Raw genomic sequence first — 20,242 nt, 5'->3', positions numbered from 1 at the left:
GTGACAGACGCACGCACGGGGCGCACGCCGGACGACGCGGCCGAGCTCGCCCGGGTGGAGAAGGCACTGGCCGGGCGGTTCCCGCACCGGATGCACCCGGACCTGGACCGGATGCGGGATCTCGTCGACCTGCTGGGGCACCCGGAGCGGTCCTTCCCGTCCATCCACATCACCGGGACGAACGGCAAGACGTCCACGGCTCGGATGATCGACGCGCTGCTTCGGGGCTTCGGGCTGCGGCCGGGCCGGTACACCTCCCCGCACATGGAAAGCGTCACGGAGCGGATCAGCATCAACGGCGTGCCCGCCGACGCTGAGGTGTTCGCCAGGGCCTACGACGACGTGATCCCCTACGCGGAGCTCGTCGACAGCCGCCATCCCGAGCGGGTCACGTTCTTCGAGCTGCTCACCGCGATGGCGTTCTCCGCCTTCTCCGACTCGCCCGTGGACGCCGGGGTCGTCGAGGTCGGCATGGGCGGCACCTGGGACGCGACGAACGTGGTCGACGCGGGCGTCGCGGTGATCACGCCGGTCTCCCTCGACCATCCGGAGCTGGGTGACACCGTGGAGGCGGTGGCGGCGGAGAAGGCGGGGATCATCCGGCCGGACGCCCTGGTGGTGCTGGCGCAGCAGTCGCTGCCCGCCGCCGAGGTCCTGCTGCGGCGCAGCGCCGAGGTCGGCGCCACCGTCGCGCGGGAGGGCCTGGAGTTCGGCGTCGTCGGCCGGCGGGTGGCGGTGGGGGGCCAGGTGCTGACCCTGCGCGGTCTGGGCGGGACGTACGAGGAGGTCTTCCTGCCGCTGCACGGCATCCACCAGGCGCACAACGCGGCCGTCGCGCTGGCGGCCGTCGAGGCGTTCCTCGGCGGCGGGCAGGGTCAGCTGGACGCCGACGCCGTCCTCGCCGGGTTCGCCCAGGCCGACTCGCCTGGCCGGCTGGAGGTCGTGCGGCGCTCGCCGACCATCGTCCTGGACGGCGCGCACAACGTCGCCGGCGCGCAGGCCCTCGCGGCCGCGGTCGACGAGGCCTTCGGCTTCGACAATCTCGTCGGGGTCGTCGGTGTGCTCGGAGACAAGGACGCCGAGGGCATCCTCGCCGCCCTGGAACCGGTGCTCAGCAGCGTCGTCGTGACCCAGAGCACGTCACCGCGGGCGATGGGCGCGGACGACCTGGCCGCGATCGCGGTGGACGTCTTCGATGCCGACCGGGTCGAGGTCGCGCCACGGCTGGACGACGCCCTCGAGGCCGCGGTGCGGCTCGCGGAGGAGGAGGGCGAGCTGGGCGGCACGGGTGTGCTGGTCACCGGCTCGCTGGTGACCGTGGGTGAGGCGCGGCACCTGCTTCGTCGCTGACCGTCCGCCGGCCGGCGATGATCTGATGTGCCTGGTGATCCCAGTGTTGCCCGCGCGGTGCTCTGACGGGTGGTCGGGGGACTGCGCGGACCGGCGGTGAACGCCGACCCTGTAGGTTTGCCAGGGGCCAGCCGGTGTCGCGTAGACGCGGTCCGGGCGCCCTTACCACGTCGAAGATGACGAAACGATTCTGAAGGAGTCCCGTGTCCGCCGAGCGCACCCTCATCCTGGTCAAGCCCGATGGCGTCAGCCGCGGCCTCGTCGGTGAGGTCGTCGGCCGCATCGAGCGTAAGGGGCTGAAGATCGTCGCGCTCGAGCTGCGCACGCTTGAGCGCTCGGTCGCCGAGACCCATTACGGCGAGCACGCCAGCAAGCCGTTCTTCGGTGAGCTGGTGGAGTTCATTACCTCCGGCCCGCTCGTCGCGCTGGTGGCCGAGGGGCCCCGCGCGGTCGAGGCGCTGCGCGGCCTGATCGGCGCCACCGACCCGGTGAAGGCGGCTCCCGGGTCGCTGCGCGGTGACTTCGCGCTCGAGATCGGCCAGAACCTCATCCACGGTTCGGACTCGCCCGAGTCGGCCAAGCGCGAGATCGACCTCTTCTTCCCCGGCCTGAGCTGACCCACCCGGCTCCGGCCGGCCCGTCCGAGGGTGGCCGGCGGCACCGTTGCGGGTGAACCGCCGGCCGCGCGGCGCCCCGTCGCGGTGGCACCCCCGTGGGGCCGCTGGCCGGGCGAGCCGTCCCGGCGGGCGTTTCGTCACCGATCCGGGGCGGTTGCGCTCGGAGCCCGGCGCCCGATCGGTGGCGCTGCGCCGCCCGCTCGGCAACCGTCCCGGATGGCCTGGCGCCGACCGGCGTGCCGTGCACGCCCCGCTACGCGCGGGGTGACACGCTTCCCGGTCGGCGCGGCGACCCCACCGGGGGCGGTCTACGCTTTCAACTGCCCGGAACGTGTCCGGCGGGCTGCGGCGAACGACCTTTCAGGCGGTCGCCGTGACCGTGTTCTCGCGCGGCGCATCCGGGCCGTCCCGCCCGCTCGACGAACTCTGTACGCGTTTCGCGCGTTGGTTCGGAGACGGGCCGGTCGGTGACGCCCGCGTGCGCCGCCCGGACCCGTCCCACCTCGCGCCCCCCGGGAAGGCCGGCACCCGACGATGTCCAGTTCGCTGTCATTCCTCGGTCGTGACATGGCCGTCGACCTTGGTACCGCCAACACGCTCGTCTACGTCCGCGGCAGGGGGATCGTCCTCAACGAGCCCAGTGTGGTGGCGATCAATACGACCACCTCGGGCATCCTCGCCGTCGGCACCGACGCCAAGCGGATGATCGGGCGCACCCCGGGCAACGTGGTGGCCGTCCGCCCGCTGAAGGACGGCGTGATCGCCGACTTCGAGACCACCGAGCGGATGCTGCGCTACTTCATCCAGAAGGTGCACCGCCGCCGGCACTTCGCCAAGCCGCGGCTGGTGGTGTGCGTGCCGTCCGGTATCACCGGGGTGGAGCAGCGGGCCGTCAAGGACGCCGGCTACCAGGCCGGGGCCCGCAAGGTCTACATCATCGAGGAACCGATGGCGGCGGCGATCGGTGCCGGCCTGCCCGTCCACGAGCCGACCGGGAACATGGTCGTCGACATCGGCGGCGGCACGACCGAGGTGGCGGTCATCTCCCTCGGTGGGATCGTCACCAGCCAGTCGATCCGCACGGCCGGTGACGAGCTCGATACGGCGATCATCTCCTACGTCAAGAAGGAGTACTCGCTGATGCTCGGCGAGCGGACCGCCGAGGAGATCAAGATGGCCATCGGCTCGGCGCACAAGATCCCGGACGAGCCGAGCGCGGAGATCCGCGGCCGTGACCTCGTCACGGGCCTGCCCAAGACGATCGTGGTGACCGCCGAAGAGATCCGCAAGGCCATCGAGGAGCCGGTGAACGCGGTGATCGACGCCGTGAAGGTCACCCTCGACAGGTGCCCTCCGGAGCTCTCCGGCGACATCATGGACCGCGGGATCGTGCTGACCGGTGGTGGGGCGCTGCTGCGCGGGCTCGACGAGCGCCTGCGCCACGAGACCGGGATGCCGATCCACATCGCGGAGAACCCGCTGCACTCGGTGGCGATGGGCTCGGGCAAGTGCGTCGAGGAGTTCGAGGCGCTCCAGCAGGTCCTGATCTCCGAACCGAAACGCTGACCGCGGCCCGGGGCCGGGGCCGGGAACCCAGCCGGCCCGCCGCTCGTCCGACCAGGAAGATCGACGGTCGCGGGCGCGGCGTGTCGTGGCGGCGCCGGTCGAGGGCGTTGTGAGAGTGCCGGTCGAGGCTTGTCCGGCCGTTTCGGCGGCCGGGCGGCCGGCCGGCCCCGGCTCGAGGGCTTGTCGCGGCCCCGGTAGAAACATCACCGGAACCTTGCGGCAACCGTGGGCCGGCAGCCATCCGGACCACACGGCAGGAGGACGGCACCGGTGACGGAGGACCGACGTGGGACGTGACACCAGGCGCTCCCGCCTCGTCATCGCCGCGCTACTCGTCCTCGCCTTCACGCTGATCACGCTCGACTACCGGACGGGTGACTCTGCGACCGGGGTGCGCGGGGTGCTGCACTCGGCGGTCGGCGGCGTGGAGAACGCGGTCACGACGGTGACCCGCCCGGTGGGGCGCACCGTCTCCTCGCTGACCCACCCGAACCGCTACCACGACCGCGCCGACCGGCTCGGTGAGGAGAACGCCGCGCTGCGGCGCCAGATCGCCGACGGGGCCGAGATCGACCGGCTGGCGGGGGATCTGTCCGACCTGCGCCTGCTCGCGGACAAGGGCCAGTACACGATCGTCCCGGCCCGGGTCATCGCGGTCGGCGACGTCACCGGGATGGACTGGACGGTGACGATCAACGCCGGCCGCCGGGATGGCCTCGCCGTCGACAAGGTGGTCGTGAACGCGTCGGGCCTGGTCGGGACGGTCGCCTCGGTGACCGACAGCACCGCCGTGATCAAACTGCTCTGCGACCCGACCAGCCGGATCGGCGCCCGGCTGGAGACGACCCAGCTGCTCGGCGCGGTGGCCGGCGGGCAGGGACCGAGCTCGCTGACCTTCACTCTTTATGACGCCTCGTACCAGGTTAAAAAGGGTGACCGTTTGGTGACGTTCGGTAGTCTTGACTATGTGGCGGGCGTACCGATCGGTGAGGTGACCAAGGTGGTGGACGTCGGCGGGCTCTCGCGCACCGCGGAGGTCCGCCCCTTCGTCTCCGTCGGCACGCTCGACATGGTCGGCGTCGTGATCGGCGGCCCACCGGCGGACCCGGGCGACCGGGTCCTCCCGCCCCGCCCGGCGCCCGCGCCCGACGCCGCGCAGCCGCCGGCCGGCCAGCCGTCCGCGCCCGCCCAGCCCGACGGCGCCCAGCAGCCGGCCGGGCAGCCTCAGGCCGGGCAGCCCCAGGGTGGTCAGGCGCAGGGCGGTGCGGGCGTCCCCGCGGCCGCGGGTGCGGGCTGAGGTCGGCCGTGTGGGACACCGGAGCCTCCGAGGAGAGCCTGCATCCGCGCACGTTCGTGGCCGCGGTGGTGGTGCTGCTGGTCGCGGTCGTCCTGCAGGTCTCGGTCGTGGCGCGGCTCGGTGCGCCGCTCGGCCGGCCCGATCTGGTCCTCGTCCTGCTCGCGATCATCGCGTTGATTGAGGGGCCGATGCTCGGCGCGGTCCTGGGCTTCGCCGTGGGGCTCGTGGCCGACCTGTTGTCCACGCATGTGATCGGGCAGACCGCGCTCGTCCTGTGCCTGGTCGGGTATCTCGTCGGCCTGGTGATGAACGCGGCGGAGCGCTCGATCGTCGTGCCGCTCGCCGCGGTCGGCGCCGCGGCGGCGCTGGGCACCCTGGGCCACGCGGCGACGACGTCGATCCTGGGCGACGCGGCCCTCACCGGTGGCCAGGCCATCGTGCGCGCGATCGCCGCCGGGCTCTACGCCCTGCTCGTCACGCCGTTCCTGTTCCCGCTCGCGGCGGCGGCCTCCCGCCGCCTGCACGGGGATCGGAGGCGGGTGTGACCGACCGGATGCGCATCCGGCTGCTGATCCTGCGGGTCCTCGTGCTCTCCCTGCTGGTGACGCTCGGCGCCCGGCTGTGGGTGCTGCAGATCCTCGACGGCGAGCGCTACCGCCAGGTCGCGGAGACCAACCGCGTCCGTGAGGTGGTCACCCCCGCCACCCGGGGCATGATCGTCGACGACGAGGGTCAGCCCCTGGTGCGCAACCGCACCTCGCTGGTCATCTCGGTCAACCGGTCGACCATCGACCGCCAGGCGGACAAGGGCAAGGCCGTGCTCGACCGGCTGGCCACCGTCATCGGGGCACCGCTGGCCGAGCTCGAGCAGCGGGTCCGCTTCTGCTCGGCCACGGTGCGGGCGCCGTGCTGGAACGGCTCGCCCTACCAGCCGGTCCCGGTGGCCAAGGACGTCACCCCGGCGCAGGCACTCGCGGTGATCGAACACCCGGACCGCTTCCCCGGCGTGTCCGCGGATCTACAGGCCGTCCGCGAGTACCCGAACGGCGGGCTCGCCGCGCACGAGCTCGGCTACCTCGCCCCCGTCTCGCAGGACCAGCTCGACAAGCAGGGCGACGAGAAGGGCTACCACCTCAACAGCCTGATCGGCGTCTCCGGCCTGGAGTACACCTACGACGACGCGCTACGCGGCGCGGACGGGGTGGAACGCCTCGAGGTCGACCGGTTCGGCCGGGTCGCGGGCACCGCGTCGACGACCCCGCCGGTCAGCGGCGACCACCTCGTGCTCAACCTCGATCTCGACGTCCAGCGCGCCGCCGAGGAGGCGCTGGCCAGGACGCTCGACTCGCTCGGCGGGGGAGCCCGGTCCGCCTCCGCGGTCGTGCTGGACGTGCGCACCGGCGGCGTCGTCGCGCTGGCCAGCCTGCCGTCCTACGACCCGTCGGTGTTCGTCGGCGGCGTGTCCCAGAACGACTACGCCGCGCTGTCCGACCCCGCCAACGGGACGCCGCTGCTCTCCCGCGCCTTCCAGGGCTCGGCGGCGGCCGGGTCGACGTTCAAGGTGGTCTCGACCGCCGTCGCCATGCAGAACATGGGCGCGACCGGCGACCAGACCTACGACTGCGCCCCGACCCTGCAGGTAGGCGACCAGATCTTCCACAACTTCGACGGCTCGTCCGCCGGCCCGATCACGCTGCACCAGGCGCTGGTCATCTCCTGCGACGTCATCTTCGACAAGTTCGCCTACGACGCCTGGGTCGCGGACGGCGGCCTGCGTAACGGCCGTGGTCCCTACCCGGAGCCGAAGGAGTACTTCATCCACATGGCCGAGGCCATGGGCTTCGGCCGGCGTACCGGCATCGACCTGCCGGGCGAGACCGCCGGGTCCGTCGTCGACCGGGAGGGCGCGAAGAAGATCTGGGAGGAGCTCAAGGACTCCTACTGCCGGCGCGCGCAGAACGGCTACCCGGAGGAACCCGACCCCACGAAGGCCGAGCGCTTCCGGAAATACGCGGCCGAGGCCTGCGTCGACGGATACCTGTACAACGCCGGTGCGGCCGTCCAGTTCGCCATCGGGCAGGGGCAGTACCTCTCGGCCAGCCCGTTGCAGCTCGCCACCGCCTACGCGGCCATCGCGAACGGCGGGACGATCTACCAGCCCACCCTCGCCAGGGCCACGATCTCGCCGGACGGCACGGAAGTGAAGCCGATCGCGCCGAAAGTCGTCGGGAAGCTGCCCGTCTCGCCGGAGATCCTCGCCTACATCCGGGGCGGCCTGAGCGGGGTGACGACCGAGGGCGGCGGCACGGCGACCGGGGTGTTCGCCGACTGGCCCAGCGACATGGTCCCGGTGGCCGGCAAGACCGGAACCGCCGAGGTCGAGGGCAAGGGCGACACCTCGTGGTTCGCCTCGTTCGCCCCGGCGAACGACCCTCAGTTCGCGGTCGTCGTGAGCATCCCGGAGTCGGGAACCGGCGCCGAGTACGCCGCGCCCGTGGCCAAGGAGATCTACCAGGCGCTCTACGGCGTGGGACGTCCCGGGGCGCTGCCCGGCGGCAAGCCACCGGCCGAGCTGCCCAAGCTGAGTCGTGACGGCACGTTCTCCGCGGCCTCCGGCGCCCCCGCGGCCCCGCCCGGCGCGGCCGGTACGACGGCCCCGGGCGCGGTGCTGCCAGGAACGGTGCCAACGGGCACGGTGCCGGCCACGCTCACGGGAACGGGGCCGACGGGGGTCGTGCTGGCCGGAACGGCGCCGCCGGGGACGACAGCGGTATCCGGCACACCAGGGGCCGGTGAGCAGGAGGCACGGGCACGGGGCCCGACCGGCCCTGGCTGACGACAAGACCCGGCGACGAGAACAGCAGGCGGCGAGCGGCCGTCCACAGGCAGCAGGGGAGGGGAATGATGACGCAGGACCCGGGTCCTACCGCGCTGCGCTCCTCCCCGGTGCTGGTCCGGGGGCGGATCGGGCAGCTGCGCGACCGCGCGTCCGGGCGGCACTCGCCGCTGCGCCGGCTCGACTGGCCGCTTCAGATCAGCGTGATCGCGCTGGCCCTCCTCGGAGCCCTGCTGGTCTGGTCGGCGACCCGCCAGCGGCTGGAGGAGACCGGGGGAGACCCACAGACCTTCCTGAAACGCCACCTGCTGAACCTGGTGATCGGCCTGTTGCTCGGGGCCGCCGCGACCCTGGTCGACTACCGGATCCTGCGGGCGTACGCGCCCTTCGTCTATCTCGGCTCGCTGGTCGGTCTCATCGCCGTCCTCCTGGTCGGCACCACCGTCAACGGCGCCCACTCATGGATCGTGCTCCCGGCCGGCTTCCAGCTCCAGCCGTCGGAGTTCGCCAAGGTCGCGCTCGTCGTCGGGGCGGCGATGATCCTCGGGGAGAAACACGAGGACCGGCACACCGGCATCCGGCGCGGCGCGCCGGGCCACGGCGACGTGCTGCTCGTGCTCGGGCTCGCCGTCGTGCCGATGGCCCTGATCATGCTGCAGCCCGACTTCGGCACGGTCATGGTGCTGGTGTTCGTCACCCTCGGCATGCTGGCGGTGAGCGGCGCGCCGCGGCGCTGGGTGCTCGGCCTGATCCTGTGCGGGGTCCTCTTCGGCGGGGCGATCCTGCAGTTCCACCTGCTCAAGCCCTACCAGGAGGCACGCCTCACCTCGTTCGTCTCCGAGAACAAGGCGGCGTCGTCCACCGGATACAACGTCGACCAGGCGATGACCGCGATCGCGAACGGCGGCATCACCGGTCGTGGTCTGTTCGAGGGCCAGCAGACCCAGGGCCAGTTCGTGCCCGAGCAGCAGACCGACTTCGTGTTCAGCGTCGCCGGCGAGGAGCTCGGCTATCTGGGGGCCGGCGGTGTGATCGTCCTGCTCGGCGTGGTGCTCTGGCGGGCGCTGACGATCGGCTTCCACTCGCAGGACTCCTTCGGGGCGCTCATCGCCACCGGCGTGGTCTGTTGGTTCACCTTCCAGATCTTCGTCAACATCGGCATGTGTCTCGGTGTGATGCCGGTGACCGGCCTCCCGTTGACGTTCCTGTCCTACGGCGGTTCCTCGATGTTCGCGAACATGATCGCGGTCGGCCTGCTGCAGAACGTCCGCCTGCGCTCGCGCTCGGACCCCTACGCGCTCTGAGGGCTGAGGCGGTCGGCCACCCTCCGGTGCCGTAGGCTCGCGGGCATGTCCGGACAGTCGCTGTTTCCCCTCCTGGAGCCGCTGCTCCCACGGGTCCGGAAGCCCGTCCAGTACGTCGGCGGCGAGGGGAACGCGGTCGTCAAACCCTGGGGCGACGCCGCGGTCCACTGGTGTCTGATGTACCCCGACGCCTACGAGGTCGGGCTGCCGAACCAGGGCGTCCAGATCCTCTACGAGATCCTCAACGAGCAGCCGGACGTCCTCGCGGAGCGCACGTACTCGGTCTGGCCGGATCTCGAGGCCCTGATGCGCGAGCACCGAATACCGCAGTTCACGGTGGACGGCCATCGCCCGGTCGGGGATTTCGACCTCTTCGGGGTCAGCTTCTCCACCGAGCTCGGCTACACGAACCTGCTCTCGGCCCTGGATCTCGCCGGCATCCCGCTGCGCACCGCGGACCGTGCCGTCCCGGGCGACGGCCTGACCTGGCCGGTCGTCATCGCCGGCGGGCACGCGGCCTTCAACCCCGAGCCGATCGCGGACTTCGTCGACGCCGTCGTCCTCGGGGACGGCGAGCAGGCCGTCCTGCTGATCACCGACATCACCCGCGCCTGGAAGGCCGCCGGCGCGCCCGGTGGGCGCACGGAGCTGCTGCACCGTCTCGCCCGCCGCAAGCTGGTCTACGTCCCGGAGTTCTACGACGTCAGCTACCGGCCGGACGGGCGGATCGCGGCGGTCACCCGCAACCGGGACGACGTCCCGGAGCGGCCCGCCAAGCACACCCTGACCGACCTCGACTCCTGGCCGTACCCGAAGACCCCGCTCGTACCGCTGGCCGAGACGGTGCACGAGCGGCTGAGCGTGGAGATCTTCCGCGGCTGCACCCGCGGCTGCCGGTTCTGCCAGGCCGGGATGATCACCCGTCCGGTGCGGGAGCGCAGCATCACCACCGTCGGCGAGATGGTCGACGCCGGGCTCGCGGCCTCGGGTTTCTCCGAGGTGGGCCTGCTGTCGCTGTCGAGCGCGGACCACAGCGAGATAGGCGAGATCGCCAAGGGTCTGGCCGACCGCTACGAGGGCACCAACACGGCGCTGAGCCTGCCCTCCACCCGGGTGGACGCCTTCAACGTCACCCTCGCCAACGAGTTCTCCCGCAACGGCCGCCGCAGTGGGCTCACCTTCGCCCCCGAGGGCGGCTCGGAGCGGCTTCGCAGGGTCATCAACAAGACGGTCAGCGCGGAGGACCTGGTCCGCACGGTCAGCACGGCCTACGCGAACGGCTGGCGGCAGGTGAAGCTCTACTTCATGTGCGGCCTGCCCACCGAGACGGACCAGGACGTCCTGGAGATCGCCGATCTCGCCCGCGAGGTCATCCGGGCGGGCCGGCGGGCCAGCGGTCACCGCGACATCCGGTGCACCGTCTCGATCGGCGGGTTCGTCCCCAAGTCGCACACGCCGTTCCAGTGGGCGGGGCAGGCATCCCATGAGGTGACCGACCAGCGCCTCAAGCTGCTGCGTGACACCGTGCGCGCCGACCGTGAGGTCGGCCGGGCGGTCGGCTTCCGCTACCACGACGGGCGTCCGGGCATCATCGAGGGGCTGCTCGCGCGCGGTGACCGCCGGGTCGGCCGGGTGATCGAGCGGGTCTGGCGCGACGGTGGCCGCTTCGACGGCTGGAGCGAGCACTTCTCGTTCGCCCGCTGGGAGGCCGCGTGCGAGGCGGAGCTCACCGGGCTCGGCGTCTCGCTGGACTGGTTCACGACCCGCGAGCGCGACGAGCGCGAGATCCTGCCGTGGGATCATCTCGATGCCGGCCTCGACCGTGACTGGCTGTGGGCCGACTGGCAGGACGCCCTGCGCGCGACCGAGCTGGACGACTGCCGCTGGACCCCCTGCTACGACTGTGGGGTGTGCCCGACGATGGGGACCGAGAACCAGATCGGCCCCACCGGGCGCACGCTGATCCCGGTGATCCCGGTGAGTCGTACCGATGCGTCGGCTGCATCGGCTGAACCGGGCCCTGCCGGGTCGTCCCCTGTTCCGTCCGACCTGGCGCGGGTCAGTGCCTCGTCGACCTGAGGGCCCGCCGCCCCCGCCGGTCGTGGCCCGGGTGCGGGTCCGGTTCGCCAAGCGGGGGCGGCTGCGCTTCCTGTCGCACCGCGACATAGCCAGGACCTTCGAACGCGGCCTGCGTCGCGCCCGGATACCGGTCGCGTTCTCGGCCGGGTTCAGCCCCCATCCCCGGGTGTCGTGGGTCGGCGCGGCACCCACCGGCGCCGCGAGCGAGGCCGAGTACTTCGAGGTCGCGCTGTCGGCCCCAATGGAGCCTGAGCAGGTACGCGCGGAACTCGACGCGGCGCTCCCGCCCGGGCTGGACGTCCTGCACTGCGTCGCGGCGGACAGCCCGCCGCTGCCGGACCGGATCGACGCGTCCCGGTGGCGGCTGCGGATGCCCGGCGTCGCGATCGCCGATCTGGACGTCGCCGTCGCCGAGCTGCTGGGTCGGGAGTCACTCACGGTCGAGCGGGCCACCAAGGACGGACGGCGCCGCGTGGACGTGCGCGAGGCCGTGGTCTGGGCCGTTTGCCGTGCAGAGAACGACACCTGTGCGATACTGGACGTGGTCGTACGGCACACGACGCCCGCCGTTCGACCCGACGACGTGCTGACCGCCCTTTCCGCGGTCGCCGTTCTCAGCGTCCCGGTGCCGCCCGAGCCAACACGACTCGAACAGGGCCGGTTGCGCGAGGACGGAACGCTGGCGGACCCGCTGGTACCGGACCGCGACGAGGCTGCCCGGCTGGTGGGTCAACTCGAAGCGTGATGCAGGGCGTCGCAGGATTGCCGGCGGCACAACCGTCGGACCGAGACAGTGGCTTCTGCGCGGCCGCGACTGCTGACACAGCGCGCCCGGGAGCCCGAGAGGCTTCATAACCCGTGCCCGAAGATCAGATCATCGAGGACCAGGCCACGCGCTCCGAGGTAACGCCCTCCGAGACCGTGCCCTCCGACAACACCCTTGCCGATACCGCGGCCCCTGCGACGGCGGCTCCCGAGCCGGTGACTCCCGCGACAGCTGTCGCTGAGTCTGCGGCCCCTGAGAGCGTGACCGCCGAGACCGCTCCGCAACGCCCCACCCGGCGCCGCCGCGCGGCCGGCAGACCGGCCGGGCCGCCACCTGAGGAGGCAGGCCCGCCTGCCGCCGCGGCCGATGGCGAGACCGCCGTGGACGCGGCCGATTCCGCCACTGGCGCCGGTGCCGGTGCCGTGTCCAGCACTCTCCCCGTGTCCGACGGTGCGGCGCCTGACGCCGCGGTACCGCTGGTCGAGGCCGGCGCCGAGCCGGCGCCCGAAGCCGCGCCGGCCAAGCCAGCCCGGCGGGCGAGGACGACCCGGCCGCGCCGGGCCTCCCGGGAGGTCAGCGAGGCCGTACCCGACACCACAGCCACCCCCGCTCCCTCCGACACCACGTCGCCCGCCGCCGGCTCGTCCGACACGACGTCGCTCGACACCAGGGCACCTGAGACCACGTCGTCCGCCACCGCGGCGCCCGAGGCCGGAGCGGACAACGTCCCCGGCTCGCCCGGGCAGGTCGCGAAGGGCGACGTCACCGCGTCCGATGCGCTCGCTGACACTACGGCGTCGGGCGAGGCTGCCCCCGCCGTGACCAAGCCGCGTCGCACCCGTGCTCGTCGGGCGGCCACGAAGGTCGAGCCGGCGGCCGAGACCGGCACTCCCACGGGTGCGCCGGGCAGCGAATCCGCCGCCTCGGCGTCGTCCAGCGTGGGCGAGCCGGCGGTCGGGCAGACTCCCGCCGCCTCCGCTCCGGCCCCCGCCGCAGCCCCGGACTCGGTGGCCGACGCGGCCACCCCGCCGGCTGTCGCGGCCACCTCGCAGGTGGTAGCGGCCACCTCGCCGGCTCCCGAGCCGGCCATCGACGAGACCGTCGACCCGCTCGCGGAGCCGGTCGACGAACTGCCGGCGGACGCCACCGCCGACGCGGACGCCGGGACCAGCGCTGCCGGGACTGGCGCCGCCGCGACGGACGCGCCCGGGGCTCAGCCGGCGGTCGCGTCCTCGCCGGAGCCCGTGATTGCCGCGACGGTGGCGGACACAGCGGCTGTGACGGGCGCCGGAACCACCGGAACCACCGAAGCCACCCCCGCGGCCGGTCCCGAGGCGGTCGCCGGAACGGAGACCGCCCCCGGTCCCGAGGCGGTCGGTGCGCCCGAGCCCCCGCGGGCGGAGCGCACCTCGCGGCGGCGCACGCGGGCGGTCGCCCCGACGTGGACCAGCGGCGCCGAGGCCCCCGCCCCCGCGCCGGTGACCCGGCAGTCGGCCCGTCGCCCGGTGGCGATGATCACCTTCCAGCAGCCGGAGCCGGCGGTCGTGGACCCGTGGCCCCGCCGCCGTCGTGACGCTGACGACGCGCCGGCCGAGCCCGCCGTGACCGGTCGCGGCGGCCTCACCGGTGCGGGCCTCGACGACGTGGCCCCGGCCGACGAGATCGTCGACGCGGCCGACGACGCGGTGGCGTACGACACCGCGGAGTTCGGTGAGGCACTGGAGACGGAGAGCAGCGAGCAGGCGTTCGACGGCGGCGAGTACTCGTCCACCGACGCGGACGGCGACGACGCCGGACCGGGCGGAACCCGCCGCCGCCGCCGCGGCCGCCGTGGTCGTGGCCGGGCCCGCGGCGAAGACGAGATCTCCGAGACCAGTGACCTTGCCGAGGAGCAGGTCGACGAGGCCGAGGAGCGCGACGACCGCGAGCTCGAAGCCGAGCCGGTGGAGCGTGAGCCCAGGTCCTCCCGCCGCCGCTCACGTCGCTCGCCGACGAGGGAGACATTCGACGAGGCGGAGGAGATTGACTCCGAAGCCGAGCTGGTGGCCGGAGCCGACTCCGGAGCCGACACCGACACCGACACCGAGTCTGACGCCGACGACGGCGCGGACCTCGAGGACGGCGCGGACGACTCGGCCGAGGACGGTTCGGACGATGACCGCGCCGGTGGATCTCGCCGCCGCCGCCGGCGCCGCCGCCGTTCCGGGACCGGCGCGGAGACCACGCCGGTCCCCGACGACCCCCCGAACACCGTCGTGCACGTGCGCGAGACGCGCCGGGACGACGACCTCGTCCGCGGGGTCAGCGGTTCCACCCGGCTGGAGGCGAAGCGCCAGCGCCGGCGCGAGGGCCGCGACAGCGGTCGCCGCCGCGCACCCATCGTCACCGAGGCCGAGTTCCTCGCCCGGCGGGAGTCGGTCGAGCGCCGGATGATCGTCCGGCACAACGGTGACCGCACCCAGATCGCCGTGCTTGAGGACGGCGTCCTGGTCGAGCACTTCGTGACGCGCGCCAGCTCGGCGTCCTACGCGGGCAACGTGTACCTCGGGCGGGTGCAGAACGTCCTGGCCAGCATGGAGGCGGCGTTCGTCGACATCGGCAAGGGCCGCAACGCCGTCCTGTACGCCGGTGAGGTCAACTACGACGCCTCGGGCCTCGACGGCCGGCCGCGCAAGATCGAGCAGGTGCTGAAGTCCGGGCAGTCGGTGCTCGTCCAGGTCTCGAAGGACCCGATCGGGCACAAGGGCGCGCGGCTGACCAGCCAGGTGAGCCTGCCCGGCCGCTACCTCGTGTACGTGCCGGACGGCCAGAACGCCGGAATCAGCCGCAAGCTGCCGGACACCGAGCGCGCCAGGCTGAAGAGCATCCTCAAGAAGATCACTCCGGAGAACGGTGGGGTGATCGTCCGCACCGCGGCGGAGGGTGCGAGCGAGGCCGAGCTCGAGCGCGACATCGAGCGCCTCGTCGCGCAGTGGGAGGACATCCAGCGCAAGGCGCAGAAGGCCAGCGCGCCGTCCCTGCTCTACGGCGAGCCCGACCTGGTGGTGCGGGTCATCCGCGACATCTTCAACGAGGACTTCACCGAGCTGGTCGTCCAGGGGTCGCACGAGGCCGCGACCGTCGAGGGCTACGTCGACACGGTCGCCCCGGACCTGCGCGACCGCGTCCGCCGCTACGTCGGCACCGGGGACGTCTTCGCCGAGCACCGGGTGGACGAGCAGCTCGCGAAGGCGCTGGACCGCAAGGTCTGGCTGCCCTCCGGCGGCTCACTGGTCATCGACCGCACCGAGGCGATGACCGTCATCGACGTCAACACCGGCAAGTTCACCGGCAAGGGCGGCAACCTCGAGGAGACGGTCACCAAGAACAACCTCGAGGCCGCGGAGGAGATCGTCCGCCAGCTCCGGCTGCGCGACATCGGTGGCATCATCGTCATCGACTTCATCGACATGGTGCTGGAGAGCAACCGCGAGCTGGTGCTGCGCCGGCTCACCGAGTGCCTCGGCCGGGACCGGACCCGCCACCAGGTCGCCGAGGTGACGAGCCTGGGCCTCGTCCAGATGACCCGCAAGCGGGTGGGCCAGGGCCTGCTGGAGGCCTACAGCGAGCCGTGCGCCCACTGCAACGGGCGCGGTGTGCTCGTCCACCTCGACTCCGCGCACTCAAGGGACGCGCAGTCGCGGGACGGGGCACAGCCGAGGGAGGCGGCGTCGTCGGCGAGCCAGCCGGCGGCGGAGGCTCCGGCCCAGGCGGCCGGTACCTCCACGGGCCGCCGCGCACGGCACGCGACAAAGCCCGCTGGTCCAGCCCTCGTGGCTGCCGCGGTCTCGTCGGCCGTGGACGGGGCGCATGTCTCCTCGGACGATGCCAGCGGGTCCGTGAACGGCTCCGCATCGGCTGAATCGACTGATTCGTCTGGATCAGTTGGATCGGCTGGGGTGTCGGGGCCGGCGGAGGCGGTGGCTCTTGGTGAACACCCGGCCGCTCAGGCCGGCGCGTCCTTGCTGGACGCCGTCGCACCGCGGGCCGCCCGGATCGCCGTAACGGTTGGAGCCGGAAGCGATCAGGGCACTGAGAGTAACGGCGTCGACAGCAACGGCGTCAGTGGCGGGCCCGGGGCTAACGGGACCGGGAGTGGCGGGGCCGAGGGCACCACGGTCGACGGTGAGTCGCGGCCGGGTTCCGGCGGAATCCCGGTGTTCGCGAACACCGACGATCCGGACAGCGTTCTGCATTCCGGTACGAACGGTGCGGGCACTCCGGCTGGCGCCGAGAAGCCGGCCCGCGCCCGTCGCCGTCGCGCATCCCGCCCGGTCTCCAAGCCCACGGACACCGCCCAGCCGATCCCCGTTCCCTCCGAAGCCACCAGCACCTGACCCCCTCACCCGCCACGGCGGGTGAGTCCCACGTACGACAGAAGTGTGGCGGGTGAGCGAGTCCACGGACTCGCTCACCCGCCGCACTTCTCTCGGCCGCCGACCCTATCTGCGTGGGTCGTCTGGCTGAGGGCGGGTCGGGTAGGGCTAGTAGAGGTTCGGGGTGTTGCGGCCGGCGGCTGCCGGGGCGGCTCGGACGAGACCGTGGCATCCGCGCTGGCGCATCAGCTCGTCGAGGGTTGCCCGGGAGCGTCGCAGCGCTCCGTCGACGGCTTGGCGCGCGCGGGGCTCGTCCCCCATCTGCAGGGCGTACGAGGCCATGACCAGCGTCTGGACCAGATCGTCCTGCTCGGACAGCGGGTCCGCCATCCGGGCCGGCCCCGCTGGGTCGGCGTCGGCCGGGCTGGTCGTCAGCCGTGTGCCGCTGGTAGCCGGTCCCGCGCTGCTGGTTGCGGGCATCGTGCCGCTGGCGGCTCCCGTGCTGCCGGTCGTGGGCGACGCGCCGCCGGTGCGGGTGGTGGTGTGCGGGGCCGGTGTGGTCAGCTCGCTGCCGTGGGCGGCGAGCCACGCCGCCGCGACCGCGGTGGTGATCGCCCATCCGGCCCGGACCCAGGCCGGGGGGTCGACCAGCCCGTCGAAGGTCAGCTCGGTCGCCATCAACACGACGAGGATGACGAGCACTCCTGTCGCCGCGGGGGCCGCCCGACCGGGCACGGCGGGGGCAGAGTCGGTCCGGCGCGGTGACGGCTGCGCCGCGGCCGGGGCGACCGCCGCCGCGATCAGCGGGAGGCAGGCGACGGCAAGGGCGGCCATCGTGGCGGCGCCTGCCGCCCATGTCACGTAATGCCAGTGCACCCCGATCGCCCCCTCTGAATCCTCTGGTCCGCCGGTCCGCCCGACTCACCCCGCCTGGCGGGGTCCGCCCCGACCCGACTTGGCCCGCCCCCACCAGGGGTGCGGCGACTCGAGCCACGGCGACTCGGTTCGCGGTGAGTCCCGTTGCCCGCGCGTCCGCGAGCCTGGCGCGGACGTCGCGCGGCGTCGTGTGACGCGGGGTCACGTGCCTCCTCGCGTGCCCCCCAGGGCAGGCACCGCCGGTGTGCTCCGCCGGCGACCCGTCCTGGTGGGGACGGCCCTCGTCGCCGCGCTGGAGGACCCCACATGTTTTCCCCGCGACTCGTTCGTCACCATGGCCCGTCCGGGTCATAGGCAACATGACCCTCTCGGAACCCGCCTATCGCCCGTGTCCCCATCGCAGTGTGTCTTTCCGTGTTCTTCTGTCGTTCTTTCATTGATGTCCCCCGGGCTGCGCCTTCTTTTTGATCTTCTCTGTGGTCGATCGGTGGTCGTGCCGGGTGGGCGTGTCTCACCCTTGCCCGGATGACCTGTAAGGTGGATGGACACGAGACAGGCGCGTCCTGAGCGTGCGTCGGTACTCGCGGGCCTCCTGACCCGCGAGCGCGGATGCGGGTCGATGGGTGCGGGCATGTGCGGGCATGGTTGCGGGCGCGGATGTCGCACCGGCGAGGCGCCGCGTGCCGCGGGCGCCCAGCTCGTGAGACAGGCTTGACGGGCCGCTCCAGGCGGTCCAAGCGAGATCCAACAGCAGGGAGATCTGGTGTACGCGGTCGTTGCCAGCGGCGGCAAGCAGCACAGGGTCGCCGTCGGCGATGTCGTCGACGTCGAACTCCTCTCCGGGGAGCCGGGCGCGGCCGTGAACCTTCCGGCGGTGCTGCTCGTCGACGGCGAGTCGGTCACACACGACGCTGACGCTCTGGCGTCCGTCGAGGTCACCGCCGAGGTCGTCGGTGTCGTCAAGGGTCCGAAGATCCGGATCCACAAGTTCAAGAACAAGACCGGCTACCACAAGCGTCAGGGCCATCGCCAGAAGTACACGCGCCTGAAGGTGACCGGGATCGAGACGGGGAAGGCCTGACGAGATGGCGCACAAGAAGGGCGCGAGCTCCTCGCGCAACGGCCGTGACTCGAACGCCCAGCGGCTCGGCGTGAAGCGTTTCGGCGGCCAGCTGGTCAAGGCCGGCGAGATCATCGTCCGGCAGCGGGGCACCCACTTCCACCCGGGTGACCTGGTCGGCCGCGGCAAGGACGACACTCTGTTCGCGCTGGCTCCGGGCCACGTCGAGTTCGGCCGCAAGCGGGGCCGCCGGGTCGTGAACATCGTCTCGGCCGACACCGAGCGTGCCGAGAAGGCCGCCGTACCGGCCTGACCAGCCCAAAGAGGTCCGGCGATTCGGAGACCTGCCAGAACCGCGGCGCGATGCCGCCGGGGATGTGTGGGCCGTCGCCCGGGTCGTAGTCGTTCACAGGGCGCCGCGCGAGCCACAGCCCCTCCGGTGTGGCATGCGCGGCGCTCTTGCGCGTCAGACCGCGGTCAACCGCGGAGTTAGGAGAGGTGGCAGATCATGCCGACGTTCGTCGACCGGGTGGTTCTGCACGCCGCCGCCGGCGACGGCGGGCACGGCTGCTGCTCGATCCACCGTGAGAAGTTCAAACCGCTGGGCGGGCCGGACGGCGGTAACGGCGGCCGCGGCGGCAACGTGCTGCTGCGCGTCGACAGCGGCGTGACGACCCTGCTCGACTTCCACTTCCACCCGCATCAGCGGGCCGGCGGCGGCCGTCCGGGCCAGGGCTCCAACCGCCACGGCGCGGACGGCGACGACCTGGTTCTGTCGGTGCCGGACGGTACCGTCGTGCTCTCGCCCGACGGCGAGCAGATCGTCGACCTGGTCGGGGCGGGGAGCACCTACGTCCTGGCGCACGGCGGCCGCGGGGGGCGGGGTAACGCCTCGCTGGCCTCGGCCCGCCGCAAGGCGCCCGGCTTCGCCGAGCTTGGGGAGCCGGGTGAGCAGCTCGACGCCGTCCTCGAGCTCAAGAGCGTGGCCGACGTCGCGCTCGTCGGTTTCCCGAGTGCCGGGAAGTCCTCGCTGGTCTCGGTGCTCAGCGCCGCGCGTCCCAAGATCGCCGACTACCCGTTCACCACCCTGGTCCCGAACCTGGGCGTCGTCCAGGCCGGTGACCATCGCCCGTTCACGGTCGCGGACGTCCCCGGGCTGATTCCGGGTGCCAGCCAGGGCCGGGGGCTGGGCCTGGAGTTCCTGCGGCACATCGAGCGGTGCTCGCTGATCGTCCACGTTCTCGACTGCGCCACGCTCGAGCCCGGCCGTGATCCGCTCACCGACCTCGACGTGATCGAGGCGGAGCTCGCCGCGTACACGACCGACCTGTCGGACCGCCCGCGTCTCGTGGTGCTGAACAAGGTCGACGTCCCGGACGCGGCCGAGCTCGCCGAGCTGGTCACCCCTGACCTGCAAGCCCGCGGTCTGGCCGTGCACCAGATCAGCACGGCGAGCCGGCACGGGGTCCGCGGGCTCGCGCTCGCGCTCGCCGAGCTCGTCGCCAGCCTGCGCGCCGCGGTGCCCAGCCCGGCCGCGACCCGGATCGTGCTGCGCCCGCGCGCGGTGGACGAGCCGGACTTCACGGTGCGGGCCGAGGGCGACGGCTTCGTCGTCGGCGGGACCAAACCGCTGCGCTGGGTGCGCCAGACCGACTTCAGCAACGAGGAGGCGATCGGCTACCTGGCCGACCGCCTGGCCCGGCTGGGCGTCGAGAAGGAGCTCGCCAAACGGGGTGCCTTCCCCGGGGTCGCGGTCACGATCGGTGCCGTCACCTTCGACTGGGAGCCGACGCTGTCCGGCCGGGAGGCGCTGCTCGCCGCCGGCGGCGGGGATGGCGACGGCTACGGCGAGGCGGGCTACGGCGCCGTCGACACCGCCGTCACGATCGCGACCGTGGGCGGGTCCGGGGGCACGAGAGCCGGCGCGCGCGGCGGAGCAGTGGTCTCCGACCTCCCGCTCGGCCCGCGGGGCACCGACCTGCGGCTGCGGACGTCCAAGCGGCTCACCAGGGCACAGCGGACGGCCCTGAGTGACTCCGCTGACGACTTCGACGACGGTGCCGGCTTCAGCGACAGTGCGGCCTTCGGCGACAGCGGTGGCTCCGGCGGTGACGCCGACGGCGGGCGTGGCTAGGC

Annotated in this window: 14 protein-coding genes; 13 read left to right on the top strand and 1 reads right to left on the bottom strand. The window is 72.7% G+C overall.

All coding sequences use genetic code 11. The features are described from left to right. The 10 genes from FRANEAN1_RS25940 to FRANEAN1_RS25895 all read left to right on the top strand — a co-directional run bounded on the left by FRANEAN1_RS25940 (position 1) and on the right by FRANEAN1_RS25895 (position 16,191). Entirely contained in the window at positions 1-1,350 is a 1,350-nt protein-coding gene (locus FRANEAN1_RS25940; protein ID WP_041254813.1) for a folylpolyglutamate synthase/dihydrofolate synthase family protein, read from the top strand. A 203-nt stretch (positions 1,351-1,553) separates the two neighbouring features. Continuing rightward, the gene (ndk, locus tag FRANEAN1_RS25935; RefSeq protein ID WP_018500225.1) at positions 1,554-1,967 is read left to right on the top strand and encodes a nucleoside-diphosphate kinase; all 414 of its coding nucleotides are present in this window, start codon (positions 1,554-1,556) and stop codon (positions 1,965-1,967) included. 534 nt (positions 1,968-2,501) lie between these two features. Next, complete coding sequence (locus FRANEAN1_RS25930) at positions 2,502-3,533, top strand: rod shape-determining protein (RefSeq protein WP_020462738.1); 1,032 nt, start codon at positions 2,502-2,504, stop codon at positions 3,531-3,533. Between the two features lie 286 nt (positions 3,534-3,819). Next, positions 3,820-4,830 carry a rod shape-determining protein MreC gene (gene mreC / locus FRANEAN1_RS25925; protein WP_020462737.1) on the top strand — a complete coding sequence of 337 codons (1,011 nt, stop codon included), beginning with the start codon at positions 3,820-3,822 and terminating at the stop codon, positions 4,828-4,830. An 8-nt stretch (positions 4,831-4,838) separates the two neighbouring features. Next, positions 4,839-5,375 (top strand): rod shape-determining protein MreD, encoded by a 537-nt coding sequence (gene mreD, locus FRANEAN1_RS25920; RefSeq protein ID WP_020462736.1) that lies wholly within the window; start codon positions 4,839-4,841, stop codon positions 5,373-5,375. Further along, complete coding sequence (gene mrdA, locus FRANEAN1_RS25915; protein ID WP_020462735.1) at positions 5,372-7,666, top strand: penicillin-binding protein 2; 2,295 nt, start codon at positions 5,372-5,374, stop codon at positions 7,664-7,666. Before mreD ends, mrdA begins: the two co-directional genes overlap by 4 nt. Positions 7,667-7,734: 68 nt before the next feature. Beyond that, positions 7,735-8,970, top strand: coding sequence for a rod shape-determining protein RodA (gene rodA, locus FRANEAN1_RS25910; RefSeq protein WP_020462734.1), 1,236 nt, complete (start codon positions 7,735-7,737; stop codon positions 8,968-8,970). Positions 8,971-9,015: 45 nt separating this feature from the next. Beyond that, positions 9,016-11,049 (top strand): TIGR03960 family B12-binding radical SAM protein, encoded by a 2,034-nt coding sequence (locus FRANEAN1_RS25905; RefSeq protein ID WP_020462733.1) that lies wholly within the window; start codon positions 9,016-9,018, stop codon positions 11,047-11,049. Continuing rightward, a complete protein-coding gene (locus FRANEAN1_RS25900) occupies positions 11,033-11,794 on the top strand; it encodes a TIGR03936 family radical SAM-associated protein (protein ID WP_020462732.1) in 762 nt (253 codons plus the stop codon). The genes FRANEAN1_RS25905 and FRANEAN1_RS25900 overlap by 17 nt, the downstream gene beginning before the upstream one ends. Positions 11,795-12,237: 443 nt before the next feature. Further along, positions 12,238-16,191 carry an Rne/Rng family ribonuclease gene (locus FRANEAN1_RS25895; protein WP_347176760.1) on the top strand — a complete coding sequence of 1,318 codons (3,954 nt, stop codon included), beginning with the start codon at positions 12,238-12,240 and terminating at the stop codon, positions 16,189-16,191. Positions 16,192-16,338: 147 nt separating this feature from the next. On the opposite strand, the gene FRANEAN1_RS42515 is transcribed toward FRANEAN1_RS25895, so the two are convergent. After that, complete coding sequence (locus FRANEAN1_RS42515; RefSeq protein ID WP_347176759.1) at positions 16,339-17,004, bottom strand: MFS transporter; 666 nt, start codon at positions 17,002-17,004, stop codon at positions 16,339-16,341. 805 nt (positions 17,005-17,809) lie between these two features. Here FRANEAN1_RS42515 and rplU point away from each other — a divergent pair. The 3 genes from rplU to obgE all read left to right on the top strand — a co-directional run bounded on the left by rplU (position 17,810) and on the right by obgE (position 20,240). After that, the gene (rplU, locus tag FRANEAN1_RS25885; protein WP_020462729.1) at positions 17,810-18,127 is read left to right on the top strand and encodes a 50S ribosomal protein L21; all 318 of its coding nucleotides are present in this window, start codon (positions 17,810-17,812) and stop codon (positions 18,125-18,127) included. 4 nt (positions 18,128-18,131) lie between these two features. After that, on the top strand, positions 18,132-18,419 hold the full coding sequence (rpmA, locus tag FRANEAN1_RS25880; protein ID WP_018500214.1) for a 50S ribosomal protein L27: 288 nt from the start codon (positions 18,132-18,134) through the stop codon (positions 18,417-18,419). 195 nt (positions 18,420-18,614) lie between these two features. Then, on the top strand, positions 18,615-20,240 hold the full coding sequence (gene obgE / locus FRANEAN1_RS25875; protein ID WP_020462728.1) for a GTPase ObgE: 1,626 nt from the start codon (positions 18,615-18,617) through the stop codon (positions 20,238-20,240). Positions 20,241-20,242: the final 2 nt, after the last annotated feature.

It is taken from the genome of Parafrankia sp. EAN1pec (assembly GCF_000018005.1).
Taxonomy (GTDB): Bacteria; Actinomycetota; Actinomycetes; order Frankiales; family Frankiaceae; genus Parafrankia; species Parafrankia soli.
This window is presented reverse-complemented; position numbering and strand designations above follow the sequence as displayed.

Bases quoted from the DNA above. Each gene is read 5' to 3' on its own strand.
- FRANEAN1_RS25930 (WP_020462738.1), top strand. From the start codon at position 2,502: ATGTCCAGTTCGCTGTCATTCCTCGGTCGTGACATGGCCGTCGACCTT.
- rodA (WP_020462734.1), top strand. From the start codon at position 7,735: ATGACGCAGGACCCGGGTCCTACCGCGCTGCGCTCCTCCCCGGTGCTG.
- FRANEAN1_RS25905 (WP_020462733.1), top strand. From the start codon at position 9,016: ATGTCCGGACAGTCGCTGTTTCCCCTCCTGGAGCCGCTGCTCCCACGG.
- FRANEAN1_RS42515 (WP_347176759.1), bottom strand. From the start codon at position 17,004: ATGGCCGCCCTTGCCGTCGCCTGCCTCCCGCTGATCGCGGCGGCGGTC.
- rpmA (WP_018500214.1), top strand. From the start codon at position 18,132: ATGGCGCACAAGAAGGGCGCGAGCTCCTCGCGCAACGGCCGTGACTCG.
- obgE (WP_020462728.1), top strand. From the start codon at position 18,615: ATGCCGACGTTCGTCGACCGGGTGGTTCTGCACGCCGCCGCCGGCGAC.